Origin of the sequence: Nocardioides sp. Bht2 (assembly GCF_047308515.1) — a bacterium.
Classification (GTDB): Bacteria; Actinomycetota; Actinomycetes; order Propionibacteriales; family Nocardioidaceae; genus Nocardioides.
Window position 1 is genome coordinate 71,292 of sequence record NZ_JBLBWI010000012.1, and the last position, 22,121, is coordinate 93,412.

Sequence of the window (22,121 nt, forward strand, 5' to 3'; positions counted from 1 at the left end):
GCTTCCGGGCGTTGAGTCAGAACTCAGTGCTTGGGACGGAGCTCTTCGCCCTCGACACTGTGACGGCCGTCGAATTGGTGGCCATCGGCGGCGTGGTCAAGACCCGCCTCGAGCTCGTGCTCGTGCTCTGCGTGGTGGTGCGCCTCTTCGATCTCGGCCGCGGTGGGCTTCTGAACGTTGTCGGCGAACATCGCACGGGAGAGCTTGGCGCGCAGGCGCGAGCTACGGGAGTCGGGAGCGGCAACGCCGTTGGCGTCGACGTCAGACTCCGGGTCGTAGATCTCGTCGCGGTCACGTGCGGTGAGGGTGTAAGCCTTCGCCTCGTCGATCGGCAGGTGACGCTCAGCGTGACCGCCGTCGGCGCCCCGCATGATGATGCCGGTCTCGTAGCCGTGAAGCAGGACCTCGTTGTCGTGACGCTGGAGCGAGATGCACCAACGCTTGGTGATGATGAAGACGATCGGCGGGATGATGAAGATCGCGAACCGGAGGAACCAGGTGATGTGGTTCAGGTTGAGATCGAACACCACAGCCAGAACGTCGTTACCGCCACCGATCCAGAGCAGGCCGTAGAGCGTGATCATGGCCGACAGGAACGCGGTGCGCGTCGGAGCGTTGCGCGGGCGCTGGAGCAGGTGGTGCTCGCGCTTGTCGCCGGTCACCCAGGCCTCGAGGAACGGCCAGGCGAGGACCATGCTGAGCAGCGCGATCGGCGCCACCATGCCCGGGAGCAGCACGCTCCAGGTCCAGGTGGTGTCGAACCAGTAGGTCTCCAGCGGCGGCATGATGCGGAGCATGCCTTCGGCGATACCCATGTACCAGTCAGGCTGCGAGCCCGCGGTCACCTTGGTCGGGTCGTACGGACCGTACTTCCAGACCGGGTTGATGGTCATCAGACCACCCATGAAGGCACACCAGCCGAACACGATGAAGAAGAAGCCACCGGCCTTCGCCATGTACACGGGGAGCATCGGGTAACCGACGACGTTCTCCTCGGTGCGGCCAGGGCCAGGCCACTGCGTGTGCTTGTGGTAGACGAGCAGCAGCATGTGCGCGGCGATCAGGGCCAGGATCAGCGCCGGGATCAGCAGGATGTGAGCCATGTAGAGGCGAGCGATGATCGCGTCGCCTGGGAACTCGCCACCGAACATGAAGAACGACATGTACGAGCCCAGGACCGGCGTGGCCTTGACCATGCCGTCCGCGATCCGGAGACCGGTACCCGAGAGCAGGTCGTCGGGGAGGGAGTAGCCGGAGAAGCCTTCAACGATGCCGAGCAGGATCAGCAGACCACCGATGATCCAGTTGATCTCACGCGGCTTGCGGAACGCACCGGTCAGGAAGACGCGCATCATGTGCACGAGCATCGAGGCGATGAAGAGCATCGCGGCCCAGTGGTGCATCTGGCGGACCATCAGACCACCGCGGACATCGAAGGAGATGTCGACGGTCGACTTGAAGGCCTCGGACATGTGCAGACCGCGGAGCTGCTCGTAGGTGCCGAAGTACTGGACCTCGGCCATCGACGGGCGGAACCACAGGGTCAGGAAGACGCCGGTGATCAGCAGGACGACGAAGCTCCACAGAGCGATCTCGCCGAGCATGAAGGACCAGTGGTCGGGGAAGACCTTACGGAGGTTCTTCTTGGCCGCGGTCGCGAGACCGAGGCGCTCATCAGCCCAACCGACGACCCGCGCGCCGCGACTCTGCTTGCTCGCGGTGGCAGGGGTCTTGCCGTTGGTGTTAGCCACGGAACTAGTGCTCACTTGGGCTCACGCTCCTTCCAGTACGAAGGGGAGTTGCGCTCCCAGAAGCTGGGTCCGACCGGCTCCAGGAAGCCGCTGCGGGCTGCCAGGAAGCCATCAGCGTCGACCTCGATCGGCAGCTGCGGCAGAGCGCGGGTAGCCGGACCGAAGATCACGCGGCCCTTGTCGGCCAGGTCGAACGTCGACTGGTGGCAGGGGCACAGCAGGTGGTGCGTCTGCTGCTCCCACAGGGCGATCGGGCAGCCGACGTGGGTGCAGATCTTCGAGTAGCAGAGGATGCCCTCGTGGCCCCAGTTCTCGGTGGCCTCGGTGAGGTCCTTCGGCTCGATGCGAACCAGGATCACGGCGGACTTGGCCTTCTCGGCGATCAGGTGGTGGCCGTGCAGCATCTCGACACCGCGAGCCTCGAGGTCCTCGGGGCTGGTGCGGGGGTCCAGGGTCTCGACCAGGCCCTCGGGCTCGGCGTTGACCAGCTGGCCGACCTCGAGGTCCGTGGGACGGATCCAGCGACCCGTGACGTCGTTGACGATGCGGGTGCCTGCGCGCCAGATCGTCTTCTCCAGGGTCTTGCCGGGGAGCGGGCCGAGGTCGCGGAGACCCACGACCAGCGGCAGGCCGACGAGGCCCAGAGCGCCGAGCAGGGTGTTGCGAACCAGCGGACGGCGGGCGATGCCCGACTCCTCCAGACCGGCGGAGAGCGCGGCGAGAGTGGCCTGACGGTCCTCTTCGCTGCTGGCGGCAGGGTGGCGGAGCTCGGAGATCTCCTGGTCGCCCATGAGCTTGCGAGCCCACTGGATGACGCCGATACCGATGAAGAGCAGGGCGAAGCCCAGGGTGAGGCCGAGCGCGACGTTCATCGCGTTCATCCCCATGAAGGTGTCTTCGGGCTTGATCGAGAAGTACGCCACGCAGAAGAGCACAGCGCTGATCATCGACAGCACGAAGAAGGTCGAAACCTGTCGCTCGGCACGCTTCTCAGCGGCCGGGTCGACGTCGGTCGGGCGCCAGTGGTGTTCCGGGTGTCCCGGATCTGCGATCGGCTCCGCGACCGGAAGGTTGTCGTGGTTGTTCGTCACGTCCCTCAGGCCTTCTTCTTGTCGCTACGGGTGGTGTGTGCGGCGATCCAGTAGGCGAAGCCGACCAGGCCACCGATGCCGAACAGCCAGGCGAACATGCCCTCGCTCACAGGACCCAGCGAGCCGAGGCCGAAACCGCCCTGGCTGGGCTGGCTGTGGATCGTGTTCAGGTAGGCGATGATCGCTGCCTTGTCCTCGGAGTTCAGAACCTCGTCGGAGAAGACCGGCATCTGCTGCGGACCGGTGAGCATGGCCTCGTAGAGGTGGGTGTCGCTCGTCTTCGTCAGCGCGGGGGCGTACTTGCCGTTAGGCATAGCGCCACCGGAGCCGTCGAAGTTGTGGCACGCGGTGCAGTTGGTCAAGAACAGCTGCCCACCGCGGACGATGGCCGCGCGGCGCTCGTCCTCACTGAGGTGGTCCAGCGAGAGCTGGGCCTGGGTGGGAACAGCGGGGCCAGGGCCGAGCGACGCCACGAAGGCGCCGATGGCCTCGATCTCGTCGTCGTTGTAGACCTTCGGCTTGGCAGGGGCCTGCTGGCCAGGTGCCTGCATCGGCATACGGCCGGTGCCCATCTGGAAGTTGACTGCCGCGGCGCCGACACCGACCAGCGAGGGGCCGTACTGGCCGTTCTCGCTGTTGATGCCCTCACCGTTCTGCCCATGGCAGAAGGAGCAGCCGACCAGGAAGAGCTGCCGGCCCTCGTTGATGAGTTCCTCATCCGCCTTCGCCGACTTTTCGTCAGCGCTGGAGGGGGAGAGGACGGCGTTGTAAACGCCACCCATCAAGACGAGCCCGAGCAGCATGACCACGATTCCTGCCAGGCGGCTGCGGCGGTGACGCGACAGCCTTCCTGCGGAGCGGTTCAGGAGACGCACGAAATCAGTCCTTGAGCTTGATGGTCGGGTGCTACTTGATCAGGTAGATGGTGGCGAACAGGCCAATCCACACAATGTCGACGAAGTGCCAGTAGTACGACACGACGATGGCGCTGACTGCCTGCTCGTGGGTGAACTTGCGCGCCATGTAGGTGCGCCCGATCACGAAGAGGAAGGCGATCAGACCGCCGGTGACGTGGATGCCGTGGAAGCCCGTGGTCAGGTAGAAGACCGAACCGTAGGCGTTCGCCGGGATGGTCAGCCCGTGGTGGACCAACTCCGCGTACTCAAGGGCCTGACCGCCGATGAAGACGGCACCCATGATGTACGTGAGGATGAACCACTCGCGCAGACCCCACTTGGCCACGTTGAGCAGAGATCCAGTGCGGCCCACCTGGCCACGCTCAGCGGCGAAGACGCCGAGCTGGCAGGTCACCGAGGAGAGCACAAGGATCGTCGTGTTCGCCGTGGAGAACGGAATGTTGAGAAGTTCCGTCTGACTGGCCCACAAGTCTGAGCTCTGAGCACGGATCGTGAAGTAGCACGCGAACAGTGCCGCAAAGAACATCAGCTCGCTCGAGAGCCAGATGATCGTGCCCACACTGACCATGCTGGGACGGTCATGATGCCCGTGTAGACGGGACGCCGGAATCGCAGTTGCTGTCGCCACGGGCCTCATTATGTCGGTTCTTGATCCAGAGAGCACCCCGACCCCCACTTTGAACGGGTCATTAAGTTCACAGGAGGGCGGTTTCCCGCCTGATGCGCGCCTGCGCGCGGGCTCCATTGCCTCGGATTTCGTGGACACGAAGCGGCTCGCAGAGTGGACGCCGCAGCGGATTCGCGACTTCGGTTGCCGGGTCTGGATGGCGTCGGGTCCGATCCGGATGGAAGTGGGACGTGAGGATCATCGCCTCGACCCGGCTGTGGTGCCGCGCGACTTCTGGCGCTGTGGCCGATACGATCACGTCGTGACTGAGACCACAGCACCGCTCAAGATCCTCGTCTACAGCGACGACGTCAACACGCGCTCGCAGGTGATCCTCGCGCTGGGCCGACGCCCGCACCCGGACCTGCCGGAGTTCGAGTACGTCGAGGTGGCAACCGAGCCGGTCGTCCTGCAGAACATGGACGCCGGGGGCATCGCGTTGGCGATCCTCGACGGCGAGGCCGTTCCCGCTGGCGGGATGGGGATCGCCAAGCAGCTCAAGGACGAGATCTACCAGTGCCCACCGGTTGTCGTGCTGATCGGACGTCCGCAGGACGCCTGGCTGGCGACCTGGTCCCGTGCTGAGGCGGCGGTCGCCCACCCGATCGATCCGATCGGTCTGGCCGAGGCCGTGCTGAACATCCTGCGTCCGGCGGTGCCTGCGTCGTGACTCAGTTCTCCTGGCCTGACGTCCTCACCACGGTCGTCGGGGGCCATGACCTGTCCTCGGACCAGACCCGCTGGGCGATGGGCGAGATCCTCTCCGGCGACGCGACGCCGTCCCAGATCGCTGGATTCGCGGTGGCGATGCGGAGCAAGGGCGAGACCGTTGCCGAGGTCGAAGGCCTGGTCGACGCGATGTTCGCCAAGGCGGCACCGTTGACGATCGAGGCGCGTGCGTTGGACATCGTCGGTACCGGCGGTGACCGTTCGTTCTCGGTCAACATCTCCACCATGTCGTCGATCGTGGCGGCCGGGGCCGGTGCCCTGGTCGTCAAGCACGGCAACCGCTCCGCTTCGTCGAAGGCCGGTTCTGCCGACGTCCTGGAGTACCTCGGTGTGCGCCTCGACCTCGCCCCGGACCAGGTGGCCGCGGTGGCGGAACGTGCCGGGGTCACGTTCTGCTTCGCGCCGATCTTCCACTCCGCGCTGCGCCACGCCGGCGTGCCTCGTTCGGAGCTCGGGATCGCGACCTTCTTCAACTTCCTCGGCCCGCTGGCGAACCCGGCGCGTCCGCGCGCCCAGGCGATCGGCTGCGCCGACCTGCGGATGGCGGGCGTGCTGGCCGGCGTCTTCGCGTCGCGTGGCGTGGACGCGTTGGTCTTCCGGGGTGACGACGGCCTCGACGAACTCACCACGACGACGACCTCCCAGGTGTGGTCCGTGCGTGACGGTGTGGTTGAGCACTCGGTCCTCGACCCGACCCGGCTTGCGCTGGCCCGGGCCTCCACCGAGGATCTTCGCGGTGGGGACGTGGCGCACAACGCCGGTGTCGTCCGCGACGTCCTGGCCGGGGCCCGCGGCCCCATCCGCGACGCCGTCCTGCTCAACGCCGGCGCCGCTCTGGCGGTCTACTCGGGTGAGTTCTCCGACGTCGAGGCTGCCGTGGCCCAAGGCATGGAGCGCGCCGCCGAGGCGATCGACTCGGGTGAAGCCGCCGCCGCGTTGGCGCGCTGGGTGGCTGCTGGTTCTGAGTACTGACGGGATGAGCCGGGCGTAGCTGTGACCGGCGGGGTTCCGTCGGGGTGGGTGATGTGGACACCCTGGGGCAGCGGAGGGTGAAGGCGCTCGGCTCGATCGCGAGGCTCAGGAGCCCCTCGACTTTGGAGGTCTCGACAAGCTCGACCACCGGCATTCCGTTGATCGAGCCACCGTTCATCGAGCCACCGTTGATCGAGCCACCGTTGATCGAGCTTGTCGAGATCAACCCCGCGACTATGCCCGGAGGTCTCGACAAGCTCGACTGAGCCAGTTCAGCGGGTGACCTTGAGGATCAGGGTCCCGGTCTTCGCGCTACTCACCGTGCTGCTGCCGAGGTAGCGCACGGTCAGCTTGTGACGCCCGGGCTTCAGCTTGGGCAAGGTAAGGGTGGCCCGGCCGTAGGAGGACGACGCGAGCTTGGCCGTCTTGATCACACGTCCGGAACGCAGCACCTGGATGGTTCCGGTCGGCCTGCTCAGGCCGGTGACCCGCAGGCTCACGCTGACCTTGGCCTTCTTGGTTCGCTGCACCGTACGCGGGATCAAGGAGCCGGTGACGGTCGCCGTCAGCTTGCGTACGGTGACTGGCGCCGAGAGCTCGGTGCCGCTCAGGTAGCCGGATCGTGATGCGGTGACCTGGACCTGGAGCCGCTTCACCACGTCGGTGACGGTCGGCCGATAGCTGCGGCTGGTAGCGCCAGGGATCGCAGATCCGGCCCGCAGCCACTGGTACTTGTAGGTGACGCTGCTGGTCTCCGTCCAGGTGCCAGGGACAGCGGTCAAAGTCTGCCCGACCGCTGGGGATCCAGCGATCCGGGGAGCTTCAAGGACCTCCAGGCGGATACCGGCAACAGCGTTGATCTTGTTGCTCGTGGTGACCGTCTCCGCGTAGCCGGCCTTGCGGCCGGTGACCCGCACCTGGAGTTCCCGGCCCACGTCTGCCTGGGCGACCTGATAGGACGACGAGGTCGCGCCCGAGATCGCGCTGCTTCCGCGGAACCACTGCCAACTCTCGACGACCTCGGAAAGATCCCACACCGGTGACTGCACGGTCAGCACCGCGCCTACCGGGCTCTGGCCGGGCTCGCTTCCACCGTCGCCGGAGATGATCGGAGCCTGCAGCGCAACCGGTCCCGCGGCCACTGAGAAGGGTCGCCACACGTCGCCGGTCGAGCCGAGCTCTTTGCCGTCGGTGTCCAGGGCGAGGGCACGCCACTCCCAGGCGCCAGCTGCCAGGGTGGCCTTCGGTGCCCAAGCGGTCGCGACCGTCACCTGGCTCTCGGTGAGCGAGGTGGTGCCGGGACGGCGGCGCTCGAACCGGTACGCGGCGACGCCCCCGGCGTTGGCGGGCGGCGTCCAGCTGAAGAGGCCGCCGTTGGGCGCGACCACCGCATGCGCGGACGGCGCAGCGAAGCTCGGCGCGGCACCGTCCACGGCGAAGGAACCCCACGGGGACCAGGCACCCTTGCGCCCCTTGGCGTCGGTCCGGCGCACCCGCCAGACATAGGTTCCGCCGGTTCGCGGCAACGGTGTGGTCAGCGTGAGCGCCGGATGCTTGGTGGTGGTGTTGACCACCTGGTTGTTGGTGCTCTCGGTGGTGTCGCCGTTCTTGCGCACCTGAACGTCGTAGGAGGCCGCGAAGGCCAAGGGGCCCCACTCGAAGCGGGCCCCGGACGCACGCTGCTCGCCGTCGGCGGGGTAGGTGAGCGTGGGCACCTGTGAACGCTTCTCCAGCTTGGCCGGGGCGCTCCACGGCAGCGAGTTGCCGGACCCGTCGATCGCCTGGACCCGCCACCACAGGTTGCCTTCGGGATAGGTGGCGGTGGCGGAGGTGAACTGGTTCTGGTCGACGGTCGCCGAGTCGATCACGGTGGCGAACAGCTCGTCGGTGGCCACCTGGACCCGGTAGGCGCGGGCCTCCATGCGCGCATCGGAGCTGACCCCGGTCGTGGTCTCGACGTCGTGGCTGGCGACGTAGTCCTGCCAGCTCAAGGTCACGTCGTCACCCACCTGGGTTCCTGGGATCCCCGAATCCGTGTCGCTGGTCGGCAGCGACACGACGGGGTTGCTCTTCTTCTCGAAGGCATGCTGGGCGTGGGCGAGCGGCCGACAGCTGGTCTCGGCAACACAGGGCTGGACGTACCAGTAGTAGGCGGTTCCGGCCTGGCTGTCAGGGAACGCGTCGATCGCCCGGTAGTGCGTTCCGTCGACCCGAACTCTCCGGAAGACGTTGGTGTGCTCCTGGTCGTAGCTGATCGTGAGCTGGTACGAGCCGGCGCCCGGGACCGTGTCCCAGGCCAGGATCGGCGTCTCGGGGAGTGCCGCACAACGGACCGGGAGGGTGGCGGCACAGGCCTGGCCACCGCTCGCTCCGCCCCGCAGCGAGACGCGATGGCCGGTCACCTCATTGAGGGCAGCCATCGTGAAGGAACCGAAGGTCGAGGACTGGGTGGGTGAACCGGAGCCGTCCGGGGTGGACACAACCATCCACTGGTAGGTCGTTCCCGGGGTGAGGAAGGCGGCCTCCCAATCCTGGTAACTGGCCTGCCGGGTATCGCCGGGCAGGGAGGTCCAACTCTGGGCGCCGGCGGCTCGGATCAACACCGTGTACTTGGGCGGCTTGGTGGACGACCCTGCGTCAGCGCCGTTCATCGGCGTCCAGGTCAGGGTGGGGAAGCGGGTGAAAGTGCCGCCCATAGGCGTCACCGGCTCAGGGGACGCCGCGGCTCCGTAGCCGCTGTCGGTGACGGTGAACGACGGTTGGCCCGCGCCCAGCAGTGGATTCCCCATCCGGCCCGACTCGGTGATCGGGGTGACCTGCCAGCGGTAACTCTCCGAATCCGAGACCTTCGGCTTGAGGTTCCCCCGCGGCGAGACGGAGGTGCTGGCAGTGGTTACGGTCGTCGTCGAGCCGTCGGAGAGCTTGGTGTAGGTGACGCGGTACTTCGCCGCACCGTCGACGGCGCCCCAGGACAGTGTCGGCGGCGGACCTGCGTGGCCGTCGGAGGGGGACATCGTGCCGGGGTCGACCGACCAGGACTGGTAGACGAAGCTGCGCTTCTGCGCCGAGATCAGGTCGGTGACCGCCGCGTTGGTGTTGCTGCTTCCTGGCGCTCGGTCGAGCCCTTGCACCCTCCACCACCAGACGCCGCCGCTGGTGGGCCAGCAGTCGTCTGTCGTCCTCGGGACGTAGGTGGTGTGCACCGTCGTGCAGCTGGTTACGCCGGTATTGAAGTTCTGGTCCTGGCTGAGCTCCAGACGGTAGTGGCTGGCCAAGCGGATCGGGGCCCACTCGAAGTAGACCGGGTTGTCGACCGTGACGCCGTCCGCCGGGTACTCCAAATGGGGTTGCCGCGGCCAGGCGCGGCGGAAGGTCGCCACTGCCGCCTGGCTCCAGTCGCTGGGGATCCCGAAGGCGTCGACCCCGCGTACGCGCCAGAAGTACTCGTCGTTCACCAACGTGGCGGGTCGTGCGTAGCGCGTCCCGGTGACGCCGGTGACCTGGAAGAGGAGGGAGTCGAAGTCGTTGTCGGTGTCGACCTCGAGTTGGTAGGTGACCGCGCCCGGGACCGGCTCCCAGCCGAAGACGCTGTCCTCGACGTACTCGGCAGGGGAACTGTGCTGCGGCGACATCCCGGTGATGTCGACAGATCGGAGCCCCGGGATCCGGAACGAGGAGACCGTCGACCAGCTGGTGTAGATCCCGGTGCCTACCTCGGCAGCGACGCGCCACCAGTACTCCTGCGCTGTGGTGGGGCTGAACAGATAGCTGGGCACTTTGGTGGTGGCTTCGATCTGGCGCGTCGGGTCGCTGAACGAGGAGTCGGTGCCGATCTGGACCTTGTAGCCCGTCGCGCCAGCGACACCCTGCCAACGTAGGGACGGCGAGTCCTCCGGTTGTTGGATCACCGCGCCGTCGATCGGGTGGTTCAACGCCGGCGGGGCCGGCGTCACCCGGTCGAAGGTGGATTCGGCCCAGTCGCTTACGCCGCTGGCGTCCTTGGACCGGACCCGCCAGGCGCCGGCAGCAGGCAGGCCGACGGTCGGCACGTAGCTGACGTTGGTGGTGCTGGAGGACTCCACGAGCGAGCTGAAACTCGAGTTGGCGGCTACCTGGAACTCGTAGCTTGTGGCACCGTCGACACGGTCCCAGGAGAGTCGCGGCATCCCGCCGTCCACCGCCGTGGAGGCGAGGTTGCTCGGGGTGCCCGGCGCGGCACTGGCGGGCGTCTGCCAACCGAGGGCGACCAGGGCCAGGCAGGCGATGGTCGTGGTCAGACGACGGAAATGGCAGCGCACGCGGTCCCCCTGGTGTGGCGATCTACTCCACTGCGGAGGCTAGAAGGAGTGCCGAGGTCCCGCCCGGCAAATCGCTTCGAGATAGTCCGATCGGGCTATCTCATCCGGCCGGTCGGCGGCGCCAAGGTGCTTCTCTGCGGATCAGTCCAGGCCGAGGGAGAAGGCAGCCTCGAGGTCGTGGCGCGAGTAGGCGCGGAAAGCGATGTGGGTCTCGGTGGAGGTGACGCCGGTGATCTTGTTGAGCTTGTCGGCCACCACGGCTGCCACGTCGTCCACGTGGCTGACCCGGACCAACGCGATCAGGTCGATCTGACCGGTCACCGAGTAGACCTCGCTGACGCCGTCGAGTGCGGCGATCTGCTCGGCGACCTCGGGGATCTGGTGAACGTCGGCGTTGACGAAGACGATGGCAGTGATCACACGTCGGAGACTACCGGGCGGGCCGGTGGACCGGGGTGAGGCTGCGCCGCTCGTCGAACGGCACCAGATCGCGGCGGGACTGCTCGACGGCATCGTGGACGGCGAGGTGCCGGGTCGCGCCACCGATCGGGCTCGCCCAGGTGCCGTCGACGTCGACCAGCCGGATGCCGTCCGACTCCAGCCAGCGCAGGATCAACTCGCTCTCCTCGGCACTTGCCGCGGGGACCGGGCCGGGCCCGGTCAGGACCGTCTCGGCACTGGCGCGCAGTTGATCGACGTAGATCCGCGCGTCGGCGCCGGCCGGGATCCGTCCCGCCGCCGCCAACCTGCCGTAGCGCACGATGTGGACGGCCCACCTGCCGTCCTTCTCGCGCTGGGCCGCGACCAACTCCGGGCACCCCGAGAGCCCGGTCAACCGCTGGGTCCGCGACGCCGCCCGGAGGAAGGCGGCGAGCCGGTCCCGGTGGACGCCGGCCTCTTCGAACCGTTCGTCCTCGGCGAGGCGGAGCATCCGGGTGGTGCTCGCGGCGATCACCTCGTCGGGCCGCCGGTGGACGGCGTCAATGACGCGGTCGACCAGGGCGCTGTACGTCTCTTCGCTGACCGAACCGTCGCAGGGGGAGAGGCAACGCCCCATCTCGCCCAGCGCGCAGGGCGTCTGACGGGACGTGCGCGAGAGCCGGTCGGAGCACTGCCTGATCGGGAACGCTTCGTGCAACGCGGTCAGTGAGCGCTCGGCGGAACCCCGTGAGGAGAACGGCCCGAGGTAGTCGGCGCCGTCGTCCGTCACGCGGCGCACCATCGAGAGTCGCGGCCACGGCTCCCGGGTGACCTTGATGAAGTGCATCTTCTCGGGGAAGCGGGAGCGCCGGTTGTAGCGCGGCTTGTGCTCACCGATCAGCCGGAGCTCGCGCACCTGCGCCTCCAGGGTGGTGGCGCACTCGATCGCGTCGACCCTCTCCGCGAGGTTGATCATCTCGCCCATCCGGGACCTGGTCTCGGAGGCGGTGAAGTAGGAGCGGACACGGGTGCGGAGGTCGCGCGAGGTGCCGATGTAGAGGACCCGGCCCTGGTCGTCGCGGAAGAGATAGACGCCGGGCGCATGGGGGAGCGGCTCAGCGAGATGCCGCTTGCGGCGCTGGGCGGTGGAGACGCGAGCGCTGAAGCCCTGCAACTCCTCCAAGGTCTGCACCCCGAGCCCGCCCAGGCGCTCCATCAGCCCGTGCAGCACGTCGACCGTGGCGCGGGCGTCGGCGAGGGCGCGGTGGTTCGGCGTCGTGCTGGCGCCGAAGAGGGTGGCCAAGGAGGAGAGTTTGCAGTTCGGGGCGTCGTCGCGGGTGATCACCCGACGGGCCAGCTTGGCGGTATCGACCACCTCGAAGCGCGGCCAGTCGCGCCCCTGCTCGGCAGCGAAGTGCTTGAGGAAGCCGACGTCGAACGGTGCGTTGTGGGCGACCAGCACGGTGCCCTGGGCGAACTCCAAGAAGGCGGGCAGCGCGGACTCGATCGGAGGAGAGCTGGCCACCATCGTGTTGGTGATGCCGGTCAGTACCGCGATGAAGGCCGGGATCTCGCTGTGCGGGTTGACCAAAGTCTGGAACTCACCGAGGATCTCGCCACCACGAACCTTGACCGCGCCGATCTCGGTGATCATCGATCCAGCTGCGGCAGAACCACCGGTGGTCTCCAGGTCGACGACGGTGAAGGTGACGTCGTGGAGCGGCCGACCGAGCTGGTCGAAACCACGCTGTGCCTCCCAGCGCGGAGCGGAATTCGTTGCGGTACTGCTCATGACAACGGACCGTAGACGGGGCCTCCGACAGAACCAGGACGGCGCGCGCGGTGGTCCGCTTTGTACCCACTAGGCTGTGTGGCCTACCTGTCGATGCACTGAGGAGATAGCTGTGACCGCAACCCTTCCTGACACCACCAACCGTTGGCGGTGCGCTGGCTGCGGCAACCTGACTCGCTTCGACGTCACCCGGACCCGCCGCACCAACGAGTTCTGGCACTTCGACCTGGCCGGTGAGCCGACCGTCGAGAGCACCGAGTTGCTCGCCGAGACGGTGGAGACGGTCACCTGCCGCTGGTGCAACCGCAGCGATGCGATCGAACTGGTCAGTCGCAACGACGCTCCGGTCTCGCAAGACCCCAGCCAGGGCCAGTAACCACCTGATACCCATCCGAACAAGCGCAAGGAGACGCCGGTGAACCAGCCAGAGTCTCCCCGCGCGCGTTCGTTGCCGGATCCGGTCCGGAGCCGAGTGGTCGCCCTGGTGGCCGAGGTGTTGCCCCAGGTCGCCGAGCCGCCCCCGTCGTTGCGTCGGGTGGCGACCTTCGCCGCGCCCCGGCGGGCCCGGTTGGGGCGTAACCAGATCGCCGCGGCGATCGAGACCGACGACGATTTCCGGGGCCACGTCGCGGCTCTGGTCAGCGCGCTCTCCGGCGACCTGGCCACGGCCCTGGCCGACGGCGTCGCCCCGGCCGTTGCGGAGCCCGTCGAGGTGGCCGCGATCGCTTGGCTGACCCGTGCCGACGGCTGGGAGGCGCTCTTCGATGCCGCCGTCGAGCAGGTCGAAGGCGCGGCCGACGCCGTCGACCCACGTGAGGTGGAGCGGCTCCGTGGCCGGATCGCCGAAGCCGAAGGGGCGCTGCGCGAGCAGCGTCTGCGGCATAAGGAACGGCTCGGCGAGCTGAAGGATGAGAACACCAGTCTGCGGCGCAAGCTCGGCGAGGCGCGGGCCGCGCAGCGCGCGGTGGTCACCGATGTCGACCGCGCCGCGACCGAGGCCGAGCAGGCCAGGGAGAGCGCCGAACAGGCGTTGGCCTCGGCTCTGGCAGACAACCGCAGGTTGAAGTCGCAGCTGGAGGAGTTGCAGACGCAGATCGCCGCGATCCGCCGGGACAGTCGCTCGGAACGCGACGAGGCGACGCTGCGGGCGCGTCTGCTGCTCGACACGCTGCTCGACGCCGGCCAAGGGCTGCGCCGTGAGTTGGCGCTTCCTCCGGTCAGCGGCGCTCCGGGCGAACGGGTCGAGGCGGAGATCGCCGCGGCCCGCGACGCGGTCGCCGAACCCGGCGTGAGCCCGTCCCGGCCGGGCCTGTTGGAGGGGTATCTCGCGATGCCCCGGGCGCGGCTGCTGATCGACGGCTACAACGTGAGCAAGGAGGCGTGGCCGGAGTCGTCGCTGGAGGCACAGCGGATCCGCCTGCTGGCACAACTCTCCACCCTGGTGGCACGCACCGGCGCGGAGACCACGGTGGTCTTCGACGCCGCCTCGAGCGCGCACCGTCCGTTGGTCAACCCGCCGCGCGGCGTCAAGGTGCTCTTCAGTCCGGAGGGCGTGATCGCCGACGACGTGCTCCGCGACCTGGTCGAGGCCGAACCGGAGGGTCGGATGGTGGTCGTGGTGACCTCCGACCGTGAGGTGGTTCGCGACGTCCGGCGGATGGGGGCGCGTACGGTCGGCGCCGGCGCGCTGTTGGGGCTGCTCCGGCACTGACGCCGTGCGTCGTCGGAGATTGTGTCGGACCCCACTGTCAGGCTCCCGTCGTCACTGAAAGTCCGGTCGTCCGGACCAAGGAGAGGACGTCATCATGAGCCTGAAGATCGACTGCGACACCTGCGTCGTGCGTGGCCCCGCCTGCCATGACTGCGTGGTCACCGTGCTGCTCGGCCCACCGCCAGAGTTGGCGTTCGACGACGACGAGCAGCGCGCGCTCGACGTGCTGGCTGCGGGCGGCCTGGTGCCACCACTGCGGCTGGTCACCTCGCTGCCGGAGATCGACGTCGAATCTGCCTGACCGTCTCGATATCTGCGATGGGTGTTTGGCGCTGCCGCCGGCAGCGACTAACCTGATGCCTTCACGGCGCCCGCACCAGTTGGTCAAACCGGACCGGCTCGGGCGTCGCGCTGAGTCCGGCCCTCGGTCGGGCGAAGATACAGAGGAGATCGTCAGCTCGTGCCACACGCACGGTTGCGCCTCGTCGCAGGGGTCGCCAGCAGCATCGCCATCGCCGGTATCGCATTGGTACCGGCTCTTCCGAGTAACGCCGACCCCGATATCGAGCAGGTCCAGGCCAAGGTCGACCGGCTCTTCCACGAGGCAGAGGCAGCTACCGAGCGTCACCACGACGCCGAGCTCCGACTCGATGAACTTCGCGCCGACCTGCGCGACCTGCGGGCCGACGAGGCCAAGCAGCAGAAGCGGGTCGACGCGCTCCAGGCCGCGGTCGACCGCGACCTGGCCGCCGAGTACGAGGGCCAGACCATCTCGGCCACCGGCCGGATGGTGGTCTCCGGCGACCCGGCGACCTTCCTCAGCGAGCTGACCACGCTCAGCACCTACCGCGACATCCAGGCACGGTCGGTCGACGAGCTCGACCGCGAGTCCAAAGCGCTCCAGATCCGCCGCGAGGCGACCGAGGAGAGCGCTGACGACCTCGCCGAGACCGAGCAGACCCTCGCCAAGGAGTCCAAGGAGGCGGACGCCAAGCTGGCAGAGGCCAAGGGCATCCTCGGCGACCTCAAGGCTGAGGAGCGGGCCCGGATCGCCGCTGAGTCGAGCCGCGGCAACAGCACCCGCCTGCCGGACGACGTCAAGGCGTCGGGCCGCGCCGCTGCCGCGATCAACTTCGCGCTCGCCCAGCTCGGCGACTCCTACGTCTTCGGCGCTGCCGGTCCGAACGCCTGGGACTGCTCGGGTCTGACCATGGTGGCCTGGGGGCAGGCAGGGGTCTCCCTCCCGCACAGCTCGCGTGCCCAGCAGGGTTACGGAACTCCGGTCTCCTCGGACAACCTGCAGCCTGGCGACCTGGTCTTCTACTACAGCCCGGTCAGCCACGTCGGTATCTACCTCGGTGGCGGTCGGATCGTGCACGCCGCGAACCCGAGCACCGGTGTGGTGATCTCCGGGGTCTTCTCGATGCCCTTCTCGGGCGCCGTACGACCCGGCTGATTCCGCTGAGCATCAGGCTTTCCGGCGCCGGCCATCCACGTTCGTGGGTGGCCGGCGCTGTTGCGTTGGCCGCCGTCCTCGCCGGCTGCTCCGAGGAGCCCGACCCGGTCAGCGCGCCCCAGGGCAGCCTGATCGACCCGGCGGCCGCCGCCTCGGTGATCGCTGACCTTGCGGTCGAGCTCGGTGAACCCGGTCCCGCCGAGGTTGCCCGCTGGCCCGACTACTTCGAGACGAACGTCGAGGCGATCGGGGTCAGTGACGTCGGCATCCGTTTCCTGGTGGACGATGCCGAACTCTCCGCCACGCTGGCCCCGGGCCAGTGGGCCGGAGTCGTCGACCTGAGCTGGCGGTTCGCGGACGCGGACCGTGCCCCCGCCCAGGGCGAGGTCAGCATGATCTTCTCCGGGCGCGGCGACGACCTACGGATCGTGGGGGTCGGTGGTGGCGGCCGAGTGGCTCCACTCTGGCTGCAGACGCCGGTCGAGGTGGCCCGTGGCAAGCATGCGTTGGCCGTCGTCGCGGGCGCCGATGCGAAGACCCGTGCGGCAACCTACGTGCACCAGGCCGACCTGGGCCTGCGAGCGGTCCGGGAGGTGCTGAGGCCGGCGACCCAGGGCGTGGTGATCGAGGCACCGGCCGATGTCGCGCAACTGGAGCGCACCCTGGGCACAGATCCGGGGAGCTACCGCGGGATCGCCGCGGTGACGACGCCGGTCGACGGCTCGACGGCGCCCGGAGCGCCCACCCATATCTTCCTGAACCCGGCACAGTTTGGCTCGCTCGCGCCGCGTGGCGCCCAAGTGGTGATCACCCACGAGGTGACCCATGTCGCCACCGGGGCGGCGACCGCTGTCGCAGTTCCGCTCTGGCTGACCGAAGGGTTCGCCGACTACGTGGCATTGCGTGGTTCGGACGTGCCCGTGACGCGGGCGGCTGCCCAGATCATCGCGCAGGTACGGAAGAACGGCGCACCCACGACGTTGCCCAGCGACGCGGAGTTCGCGGCGCGAACGGCGAAGCTCGGGGCCTCATATGAAGCGGCCTGGATGGTCTGCACGGTGTTGGCGGACCGCGGTGGCGAATCGGCGTTGCTGCAGTTCCATCAGCGGGTGATGGCGGGGGCGAGCGTCGGCCCCACTCTGCGGAAGGTCTTCGGGATCAGCGAGGCAGAGCTGGTTGCGCTCTGGGGCGAGAGACTGCTGGAGTTGGCAGGGTGAAGAGTCCATTCTCGGGTAGGGCGCAGGGGTTCACCCCCTCACTGGTGGCGTTGATCGTGTTGCTGGTCAGCGGCGTCGCCTTCGTGGTGCTGGTCGCCTGGTTGGTGCCGTGGGGCGCAGGCGACCAGGTCGCCGGCCCCGCGCCGGCGGAGAGCGTCTTCACCACCGCCCAGATCCGCCGAGGGGAGGAGTACGCCTCGACGGCGCGGATCCTGGGGTGGAGCTCGCTCGGCGTGGCCACGCTGGTGGCTGCGCTCTTCGGGTTGACCAGGCTCGGCTCACGGCTGGTGCGTGGTAGTACCCGGTGGTGGCCGATCGCAGCCGTGGGCGCCGTCGCCCTCTTCGCCTTGATCACCCGGCTGGCCACGTTGCCCTTCGCCTGGGCGGCCAGGCAGCGCCGGCTGGACGAGGGGCTCACCCAGCAGGCGACGTCGGGCTGGATCGCGGACCTGGCCCGCGAGTACGTGGTCCAGGTGCTGCTCACGGCGCTGGTGCTGACCCTGCTGATCTGGTGCGCCCGGCGTTGGCGGGTCTGGTGGCCGGCGGTCGCGGCCGGTGTGGGTGCGGGGCTGGTGGTGGTCGGCTCCTACCTCTACCCGGTGCTGCTGGAGCCGGTCTTCAACGACTTCGAGACGATGCCCGACGGCGACCTGCGGAGCTCGATCATGGCGCTCGCGGACGAGGAGGGCGTCAAGGTCGACGACGTGCTGATCGCCGACGCCTCCCGCCGGACGACCACGCTGAACGCCTACGTGTCGGGCTTCGGCTCGACGAAGCGCGTCGTCGTCTACGACAACCTGGTCAGCTCGGTGCCCGAGCCTCAGGTGCTCAGTGTGGTGGCCCATGAGTTGGGACATGCCCGGGACGGCGACGTGGTCACCGGGACCGCGCTAGGGGCGGTCGGCACCGCGTTCGGCGTCAGCCTGTTGGCGGTGCTGGTGAATGCCACCTGGCTCCGCCGGCATAGCGGCAGCGAGGGGGCGGGGGATGTCCGGGTGATCCCGTTGGTCCTGGCTCTGGTGGCCGTCGGCACGTTGCTGGCCAGTCCGGTCCAGGCGACGATCAGCCGCACGATCGAGACCCGCGCCGATGAGACCGCGCTGGAGATGACCGGCGATCCGGAGGCGTTCCTCGCGATGCAGCGAACACTCTGTATCCGGGCGGTCTGTGATCCGACACCGCCGGCGTTCAGCCAGTTCTGGTTCGGTACGCACCCGACGGTGTTGCAGCGGGTCGCGATGGCGCGGGAGTTCGCGGGGGAGTAGGCGGACCGTCGATCGTCCGCAGATGACCTTGGCTACCCGCCGGGGAAGCCCTCCTGTGCAGCCTCGAAGAGCGTAGCTACGAAACCGCCAAAGTTACCGACAGCTACTGCGATCACCGCTGCGATCAGTGCGATGAGGAAGGCGTACTCGACGGCGGTTGCGCCGAGGTCCTCGTCGGCTGACAAGGCGGATGGTGGTGACGTCATCTCTGCCTGGCTCCTCGGAACAGTGGGAAATGGCGAAAGCGCCGGGTGTCCACTTCTGCGGACACCCGGCGTTCGGGCCTACAACAGGGGCGTCAGGCACCCGGCAGCGCGTCGACGACGTCCTGGAAGGTCCGCTCGATGCCGTCGCCCAGGAAACCAATCACCGCAATGAGCGCTGCGGCGATGAGCGCGACGAGCAGACCGTACTCAACGGCGGTGGCGCCCTTCTCATCCTCACGCTCGGCGGTGAGGAAGGCCAGCATCTTGGCGTAGAACTCGATCATTGTTTTCCCCTTTTGTCAGCTGATTGCTGCGTTGCCCACATGTTCGGTCAGGCCGTGTGGCCCGCTCACACAGAGAACTCTGCCTCGTTGTCGCGCCCGTCACATCGGGCCTTCGGTCGGGGCGACATAGCCCGAAAGGGCTATTTGTCCTCTGCTCCTATTGGGGGGCTACCGAGCTCAACAGGCCGGTCCGCATCGCGGTGACCAAGGCCTGGGCGCGGTTGGTGGCACCCAGCTTCTGGTAGACCCGGGCGATATGGGTCTTCACCGTCGACTCGCTCATGTAGAGCTGGCCGGCGATCGCCGCGGTGCCCAGTCCTTCGGCGAGCAGCCCGAGTACCTCTTTCTCCCGCTCGGAGAGCCGTGGCCGGTCGTCGCTGGCCCGGCGCATCATCGCCCCGGCCAGGCCGGAGCAGAGGAAGGTGCGCGGCGAGACGGCGGCGTGCCGGGCGGCGTTGACCACCTCGCGGGAGGGGGCGTCCTTGCCGACGAAGGCGGAGGCTCCCGCCTCCATCGCGGCGAAGATGTGGTCGTCGCCCGAATGCATGGTGAGCACGACGAGGCCCATCTTCTCGTCGCGCTGCCGGATCGTCTTGACCAGATCCAGCCCGGTGCCGTCGGGCAACTGCAGATCGGTGACCACCACGTCGGGGTGGAGCTCGCTGATCGCTTGTAGGCCGCGGGCCACCCCGCCGGCCACACCGACCACGGTCATGTCCTCCTCACGCTCGAAAGCGCGGCCGAGGCCGGTCCGGATGAGTTCGTGATCATCGATCAGAACCACACGCAACATGGTGTCCTCCTACTGACTTCGCTGAGAGATCGGATTCACGGTGATTCGAATGAGAGTGGGGGTGAGGCGGGGTGGGCACCTGCATTGAGCTCGACCACAAGCTCGGTACCCGTTCTGCCCTCAGTACTACGTAGGTCGAGGTCGGCGCCGATCCGCCGGGCCCGCTCACGCATGATCCGGAGCCCGTGCGAGTCGGCGCGCGCGGCCTGCAGGCCACGCCCGTTGTCGATCACCCGGAGCCGGGCGTACGGCGGATGGACGGAGCAGGCCACCCTGATCCGGGAGGCCCGAGCATGCTTGACGGCGTTGTTCATCCCCTCCTGGACGATCCGCAGCAGCTCCGTCTCGACGTCGGCGCGGAGCCGGGTGTCGCTCTCGTCCAGGTTGACCTCGACCGGGATGCCGGCGCGGCTCTCGATGTGCTCGGCCATCGCCTGGACGCTCTGGCCCAGGCTGAGTGCGCTGGTCGCCTCGTTGCGGAGCCCGAAGATCGAGCGGCGCAGTTCGGCCACCACCCGGCTGAGCTCGTCGCGGAGCTCCGCCACCAACGCCGCCTGGTCGTCGCTGGAACGGGCGTCCTCGATGCCGTCGATCAGGTAGCCGAAGGCGGCCAGGTCCTGGGCGACGCCGTCGTGCAGGTCCCGGGCCAGCCGTTGCCGCTCCTCGGCGGTTGCCTCGGCCTGGATGCTGGCGAAGAGGAGAGCGGTGTCCAGCTGGACCGCCTCGGGGGAGAGTCGGGTGACCAGGTCCTTGAGGGTGATCAGGGTCGCCGACCGGGAGCGGACGAAGGCCGGGTGCAGGCTGGCCGCCACCACGCCAACCACGCCCCCTTCGGTAACGAGCGGGAAGGCGAGATCACCCTCGCGCATCACCGGGCGCTGGGTCTCGAGCACCTCATGGACCAGATCGCTGATCGGCGCCTCGCCGGTGACCAGGACGTCGCCCTCCAACAGCGGTGCCACTCCGTAGGCGGCCCCGGTGTAGACGACGGCCCCGGCGATCGGAAGCTCCTCGCGGGTCAGATCGATGATGTTCTGCGCGATGCTGACCGGGTTGAGACCGTCGACCAGTTCATCGGAGAGGTCGGTGAGCTGGGTGAGCAGGTCGCGCGCCTCGCGGTAGGAGTGGGCCGTCGTCTGGTGCTCGCCGCGGACGTTGTGGACCACGGCGCCGATCGCCCCGGTACCGACAGCCACCATCAACCAGGTGAAGATGGTGGAGACCAGGTCGACGTTGAGAGTCACCGCATCGTTCGGCACGGTGGCGGCGATCAGCACCACTACGACGGCACCGAGCACCTCAAGGAGTCCGCGCGCGCCGCGGACCAACCCGGCGATGAAGAGCGGCACCGCCAAGGCGGGAAGGAGCACGGCTGACTCCGACAGCGTGATGCCGGAAAGGAGCGCGACCACACTGGCCTCGACCACCAGGGCCGGCATCACCGGGAACCGGCTCATCCCCTCGAGGAAGACGACGACCAGCCAGACGGCGGCCAGGATCACCACCGCGAAGATGGGGGCCAAGTCGCCGGTGACCGCCACCGGGAGTGCCAGCATGACCAGCGCGAAGACCCGCGCCCCGGCGGTGACCGAGGCGTAGCGGGTCCGCTCGTCGAGTCCGCTCACTTGCTGCCGAAGGCCTCAGTGATCCCGATCATGCCGGGGCCGATCACCACGATCAGCAGACAGGGCAGGATGAAGAGGATCACCGGCACCATGATCTTGACCGGCACCTGACTGGCCTTCTCCTCCGCCCGCTGCCGACGCTTGATCCGGATCTCGCCGGACTGCACCCGGAGCACCTGCGCGATCGGGATTCCGACCGAGTCGGCCTGGACCATCGCCGAGACGAAGGTCTTCAGGTCCTTGACGTTGCTCCGTTCGCCGAGGCCACGGAGCGCTTCGGTGCGGCTCCTGCCGATCTGCATCTCCTGCAGCACGCGGTTGAGCTCACCGGCCAGCGGTCCCTCGGTGTTCCGGGCGACGTGCTGGAGGGCGGCGTCGAAACCGAGCCCCGCCTCTACGGAGATCGTGAGTAGGTCGATCGCGTCGGGAAGCTCTTTGAGCAGCTCTTCTTCCCGCTTGACGGCGGTGTTGTAGAGCCAGATGTTGGGGGCGAAGAAGCCCAACACGGCGCCGACGGCCAGCGACAGAATGAGGATCGGCGCCTGCGCTCCGAGCATCAGAGCGAAGTATGCAGCGAAGGCGAGGACGACGACCGTGCCGAGGATCTTGCCCGATGAGACCCGGTCGACGGTCCAGCCGGCAGGGTTGCCGGCGCGGTCCAACTGCTGCCGGATCCGCTCGGCCTGGTCGGCGCCGGTGATCCGGCGGCCCAGGCCTTGCAACCGCTCCAGGAGCGGGATCAGTACCCGTTCGCTGAACGGCTGGTCCGCCTCCACCCCTGGTTCGGCAGCGGGCGTGCCGGTCATCGCCTCCAACACCTCAAGCGATCTCGAGACGCCCTGGCGCTCGGGGCTGAGTCCGCCGATCGCGGAGAACACCAAGAAAAGTGCGCCGAAGATCAGCAGCGCGCCGAGTAGCAGTGCCATC

Annotated in this window: 21 protein-coding genes; 9 read left to right on the top strand and 12 right to left on the bottom strand. The window is 68.1% G+C overall.

Translation table 11 applies throughout. The features are described 5' to 3' along the window. Window positions 1-23 precede the first annotated feature (23 nt). Genes ACLM5J_RS14925 through ACLM5J_RS14940 form a run of 4 tightly spaced genes read right to left on the bottom strand, consistent with a single transcriptional unit; the run spans window position 24 to window position 4,396 of the window. Window positions 24-1,766 carry a cytochrome b gene (locus ACLM5J_RS14925; RefSeq protein ID WP_413657234.1) on the bottom strand — a complete coding sequence of 581 codons (1,743 nt, stop codon included), beginning with the start codon at window positions 1,764-1,766 and terminating at the stop codon, window positions 24-26. After that, window positions 1,763-2,851 (bottom strand): Rieske 2Fe-2S domain-containing protein, encoded by a 1,089-nt coding sequence (locus tag ACLM5J_RS14930; protein ID WP_413657296.1) that lies wholly within the window; start codon window positions 2,849-2,851, stop codon window positions 1,763-1,765. Before ACLM5J_RS14930 ends, ACLM5J_RS14925 begins: the two co-directional genes overlap by 4 nt. Beyond that, complete coding sequence (locus ACLM5J_RS14935; protein WP_413657235.1) at window positions 2,848-3,717, bottom strand: c-type cytochrome; 870 nt, start codon at window positions 3,715-3,717, stop codon at window positions 2,848-2,850. Before ACLM5J_RS14935 ends, ACLM5J_RS14930 begins: the two co-directional genes overlap by 4 nt. 31 nt (window positions 3,718-3,748) lie before the next feature. Then, the gene (locus ACLM5J_RS14940) at window positions 3,749-4,396 is read right to left on the bottom strand and encodes a heme-copper oxidase subunit III (protein ID WP_413657236.1); all 648 of its coding nucleotides are present in this window, start codon (window positions 4,394-4,396) and stop codon (window positions 3,749-3,751) included. A gap of 292 nt (window positions 4,397-4,688) precedes the next feature. Between ACLM5J_RS14940 and ACLM5J_RS14945 the strand changes: the two genes are divergently transcribed. The 3 genes from ACLM5J_RS14945 to ACLM5J_RS14955 are packed head-to-tail and all read left to right on the top strand — an operon-like array spanning window position 4,689 to window position 6,393. Then, window positions 4,689-5,096, top strand: a complete 408-nt coding sequence (locus ACLM5J_RS14945) for a hypothetical protein (RefSeq protein ID WP_413657237.1) — start codon at window positions 4,689-4,691, stop codon at window positions 5,094-5,096. After that, the gene (trpD, locus tag ACLM5J_RS14950) at window positions 5,093-6,127 is read left to right on the top strand and encodes an anthranilate phosphoribosyltransferase (RefSeq protein WP_413657238.1); all 1,035 of its coding nucleotides are present in this window, start codon (window positions 5,093-5,095) and stop codon (window positions 6,125-6,127) included. The genes ACLM5J_RS14945 and trpD overlap by 4 nt, the downstream gene beginning before the upstream one ends. Before the next feature lie 44 nt (window positions 6,128-6,171). Continuing rightward, complete coding sequence (locus ACLM5J_RS14955) at window positions 6,172-6,393, top strand: hypothetical protein (protein WP_413657239.1); 222 nt, start codon at window positions 6,172-6,174, stop codon at window positions 6,391-6,393. 6 nt (window positions 6,394-6,399) lie between these two features. Here the strand turns inward: ACLM5J_RS14955 and ACLM5J_RS14960 are convergent, their stop codons facing one another. The 3 genes from ACLM5J_RS14960 to ACLM5J_RS14970 form a co-directional block, all read right to left on the bottom strand. Further along, on the bottom strand, window positions 6,400-10,425 hold the full coding sequence (locus ACLM5J_RS14960) for an Ig-like domain repeat protein (RefSeq protein ID WP_413657240.1): 4,026 nt from the start codon (window positions 10,423-10,425) through the stop codon (window positions 6,400-6,402). Window positions 10,426-10,566: 141 nt separating this feature from the next. Next, window positions 10,567-10,845, bottom strand: a complete 279-nt coding sequence (locus ACLM5J_RS14965; RefSeq protein ID WP_413657242.1) for an Lrp/AsnC family transcriptional regulator — start codon at window positions 10,843-10,845, stop codon at window positions 10,567-10,569. Window positions 10,846-10,855: 10 nt separating this feature from the next. Then, window positions 10,856-12,637: a DEDD exonuclease domain-containing protein gene (locus ACLM5J_RS14970; RefSeq protein WP_413657243.1), complete on the bottom strand. Its 1,782-nt coding sequence runs from the start codon at window positions 12,635-12,637 to the stop codon at window positions 10,856-10,858. Between the two features lie 112 nt (window positions 12,638-12,749). Between ACLM5J_RS14970 and ACLM5J_RS14975 the strand changes: the two genes are divergently transcribed. From ACLM5J_RS14975 to ACLM5J_RS15000, 6 genes are all read left to right on the top strand, one after another. After that, window positions 12,750-13,013: a hypothetical protein gene (locus ACLM5J_RS14975; protein WP_413657244.1), complete on the top strand. Its 264-nt coding sequence runs from the start codon at window positions 12,750-12,752 to the stop codon at window positions 13,011-13,013. Between the two features lie 39 nt (window positions 13,014-13,052). After that, window positions 13,053-14,348: an NYN domain-containing protein gene (locus ACLM5J_RS14980; RefSeq protein WP_413657245.1), complete on the top strand. Its 1,296-nt coding sequence runs from the start codon at window positions 13,053-13,055 to the stop codon at window positions 14,346-14,348. A gap of 94 nt (window positions 14,349-14,442) precedes the next feature. Then, complete coding sequence (locus ACLM5J_RS14985) at window positions 14,443-14,649, top strand: hypothetical protein (protein ID WP_413657246.1); 207 nt, start codon at window positions 14,443-14,445, stop codon at window positions 14,647-14,649. A gap of 159 nt (window positions 14,650-14,808) precedes the next feature. Beyond that, complete coding sequence (locus tag ACLM5J_RS14990; RefSeq protein WP_413657247.1) at window positions 14,809-15,804, top strand: NlpC/P60 family protein; 996 nt, start codon at window positions 14,809-14,811, stop codon at window positions 15,802-15,804. A 47-nt stretch (window positions 15,805-15,851) separates the two neighbouring features. Next, window positions 15,852-17,021, top strand: coding sequence for a hypothetical protein (locus ACLM5J_RS14995; protein ID WP_413657248.1), 1,170 nt, complete (start codon window positions 15,852-15,854; stop codon window positions 17,019-17,021). Then, window positions 17,018-18,286 (top strand): M48 family metallopeptidase, encoded by a 1,269-nt coding sequence (locus ACLM5J_RS15000; protein ID WP_413657249.1) that lies wholly within the window; start codon window positions 17,018-17,020, stop codon window positions 18,284-18,286. The genes ACLM5J_RS14995 and ACLM5J_RS15000 overlap by 4 nt, the downstream gene beginning before the upstream one ends. Window positions 18,287-18,318: 32 nt before the next feature. Here ACLM5J_RS15000 and ACLM5J_RS15005 read toward each other — a convergent pair whose 3' ends face one another. The 5 genes from ACLM5J_RS15005 to ACLM5J_RS15025 all read right to left on the bottom strand — a co-directional run bounded on the left by ACLM5J_RS15005 (window position 18,319) and on the right by ACLM5J_RS15025 (window position 22,120). Continuing rightward, window positions 18,319-18,492: a hypothetical protein gene (locus ACLM5J_RS15005; protein WP_413657250.1), complete on the bottom strand. Its 174-nt coding sequence runs from the start codon at window positions 18,490-18,492 to the stop codon at window positions 18,319-18,321. 92 nt (window positions 18,493-18,584) lie between these two features. Further along, the gene (locus tag ACLM5J_RS15010; RefSeq protein WP_413657251.1) at window positions 18,585-18,776 is read right to left on the bottom strand and encodes a Flp family type IVb pilin; all 192 of its coding nucleotides are present in this window, start codon (window positions 18,774-18,776) and stop codon (window positions 18,585-18,587) included. Between the two features lie 157 nt (window positions 18,777-18,933). Next, window positions 18,934-19,569: a response regulator gene (locus tag ACLM5J_RS15015; RefSeq protein WP_413657252.1), complete on the bottom strand. Its 636-nt coding sequence runs from the start codon at window positions 19,567-19,569 to the stop codon at window positions 18,934-18,936. 35 nt (window positions 19,570-19,604) lie between these two features. Then, a complete protein-coding gene (locus ACLM5J_RS15020; protein ID WP_413657253.1) occupies window positions 19,605-21,194 on the bottom strand; it encodes a histidine kinase in 1,590 nt (529 codons plus the stop codon). Next, window positions 21,191-22,120, bottom strand: coding sequence for a type II secretion system F family protein (locus ACLM5J_RS15025; RefSeq protein WP_413657254.1), 930 nt, complete (start codon window positions 22,118-22,120; stop codon window positions 21,191-21,193). Before ACLM5J_RS15025 ends, ACLM5J_RS15020 begins: the two co-directional genes overlap by 4 nt. Window position 22,121 lies beyond the last annotated feature (1 nt).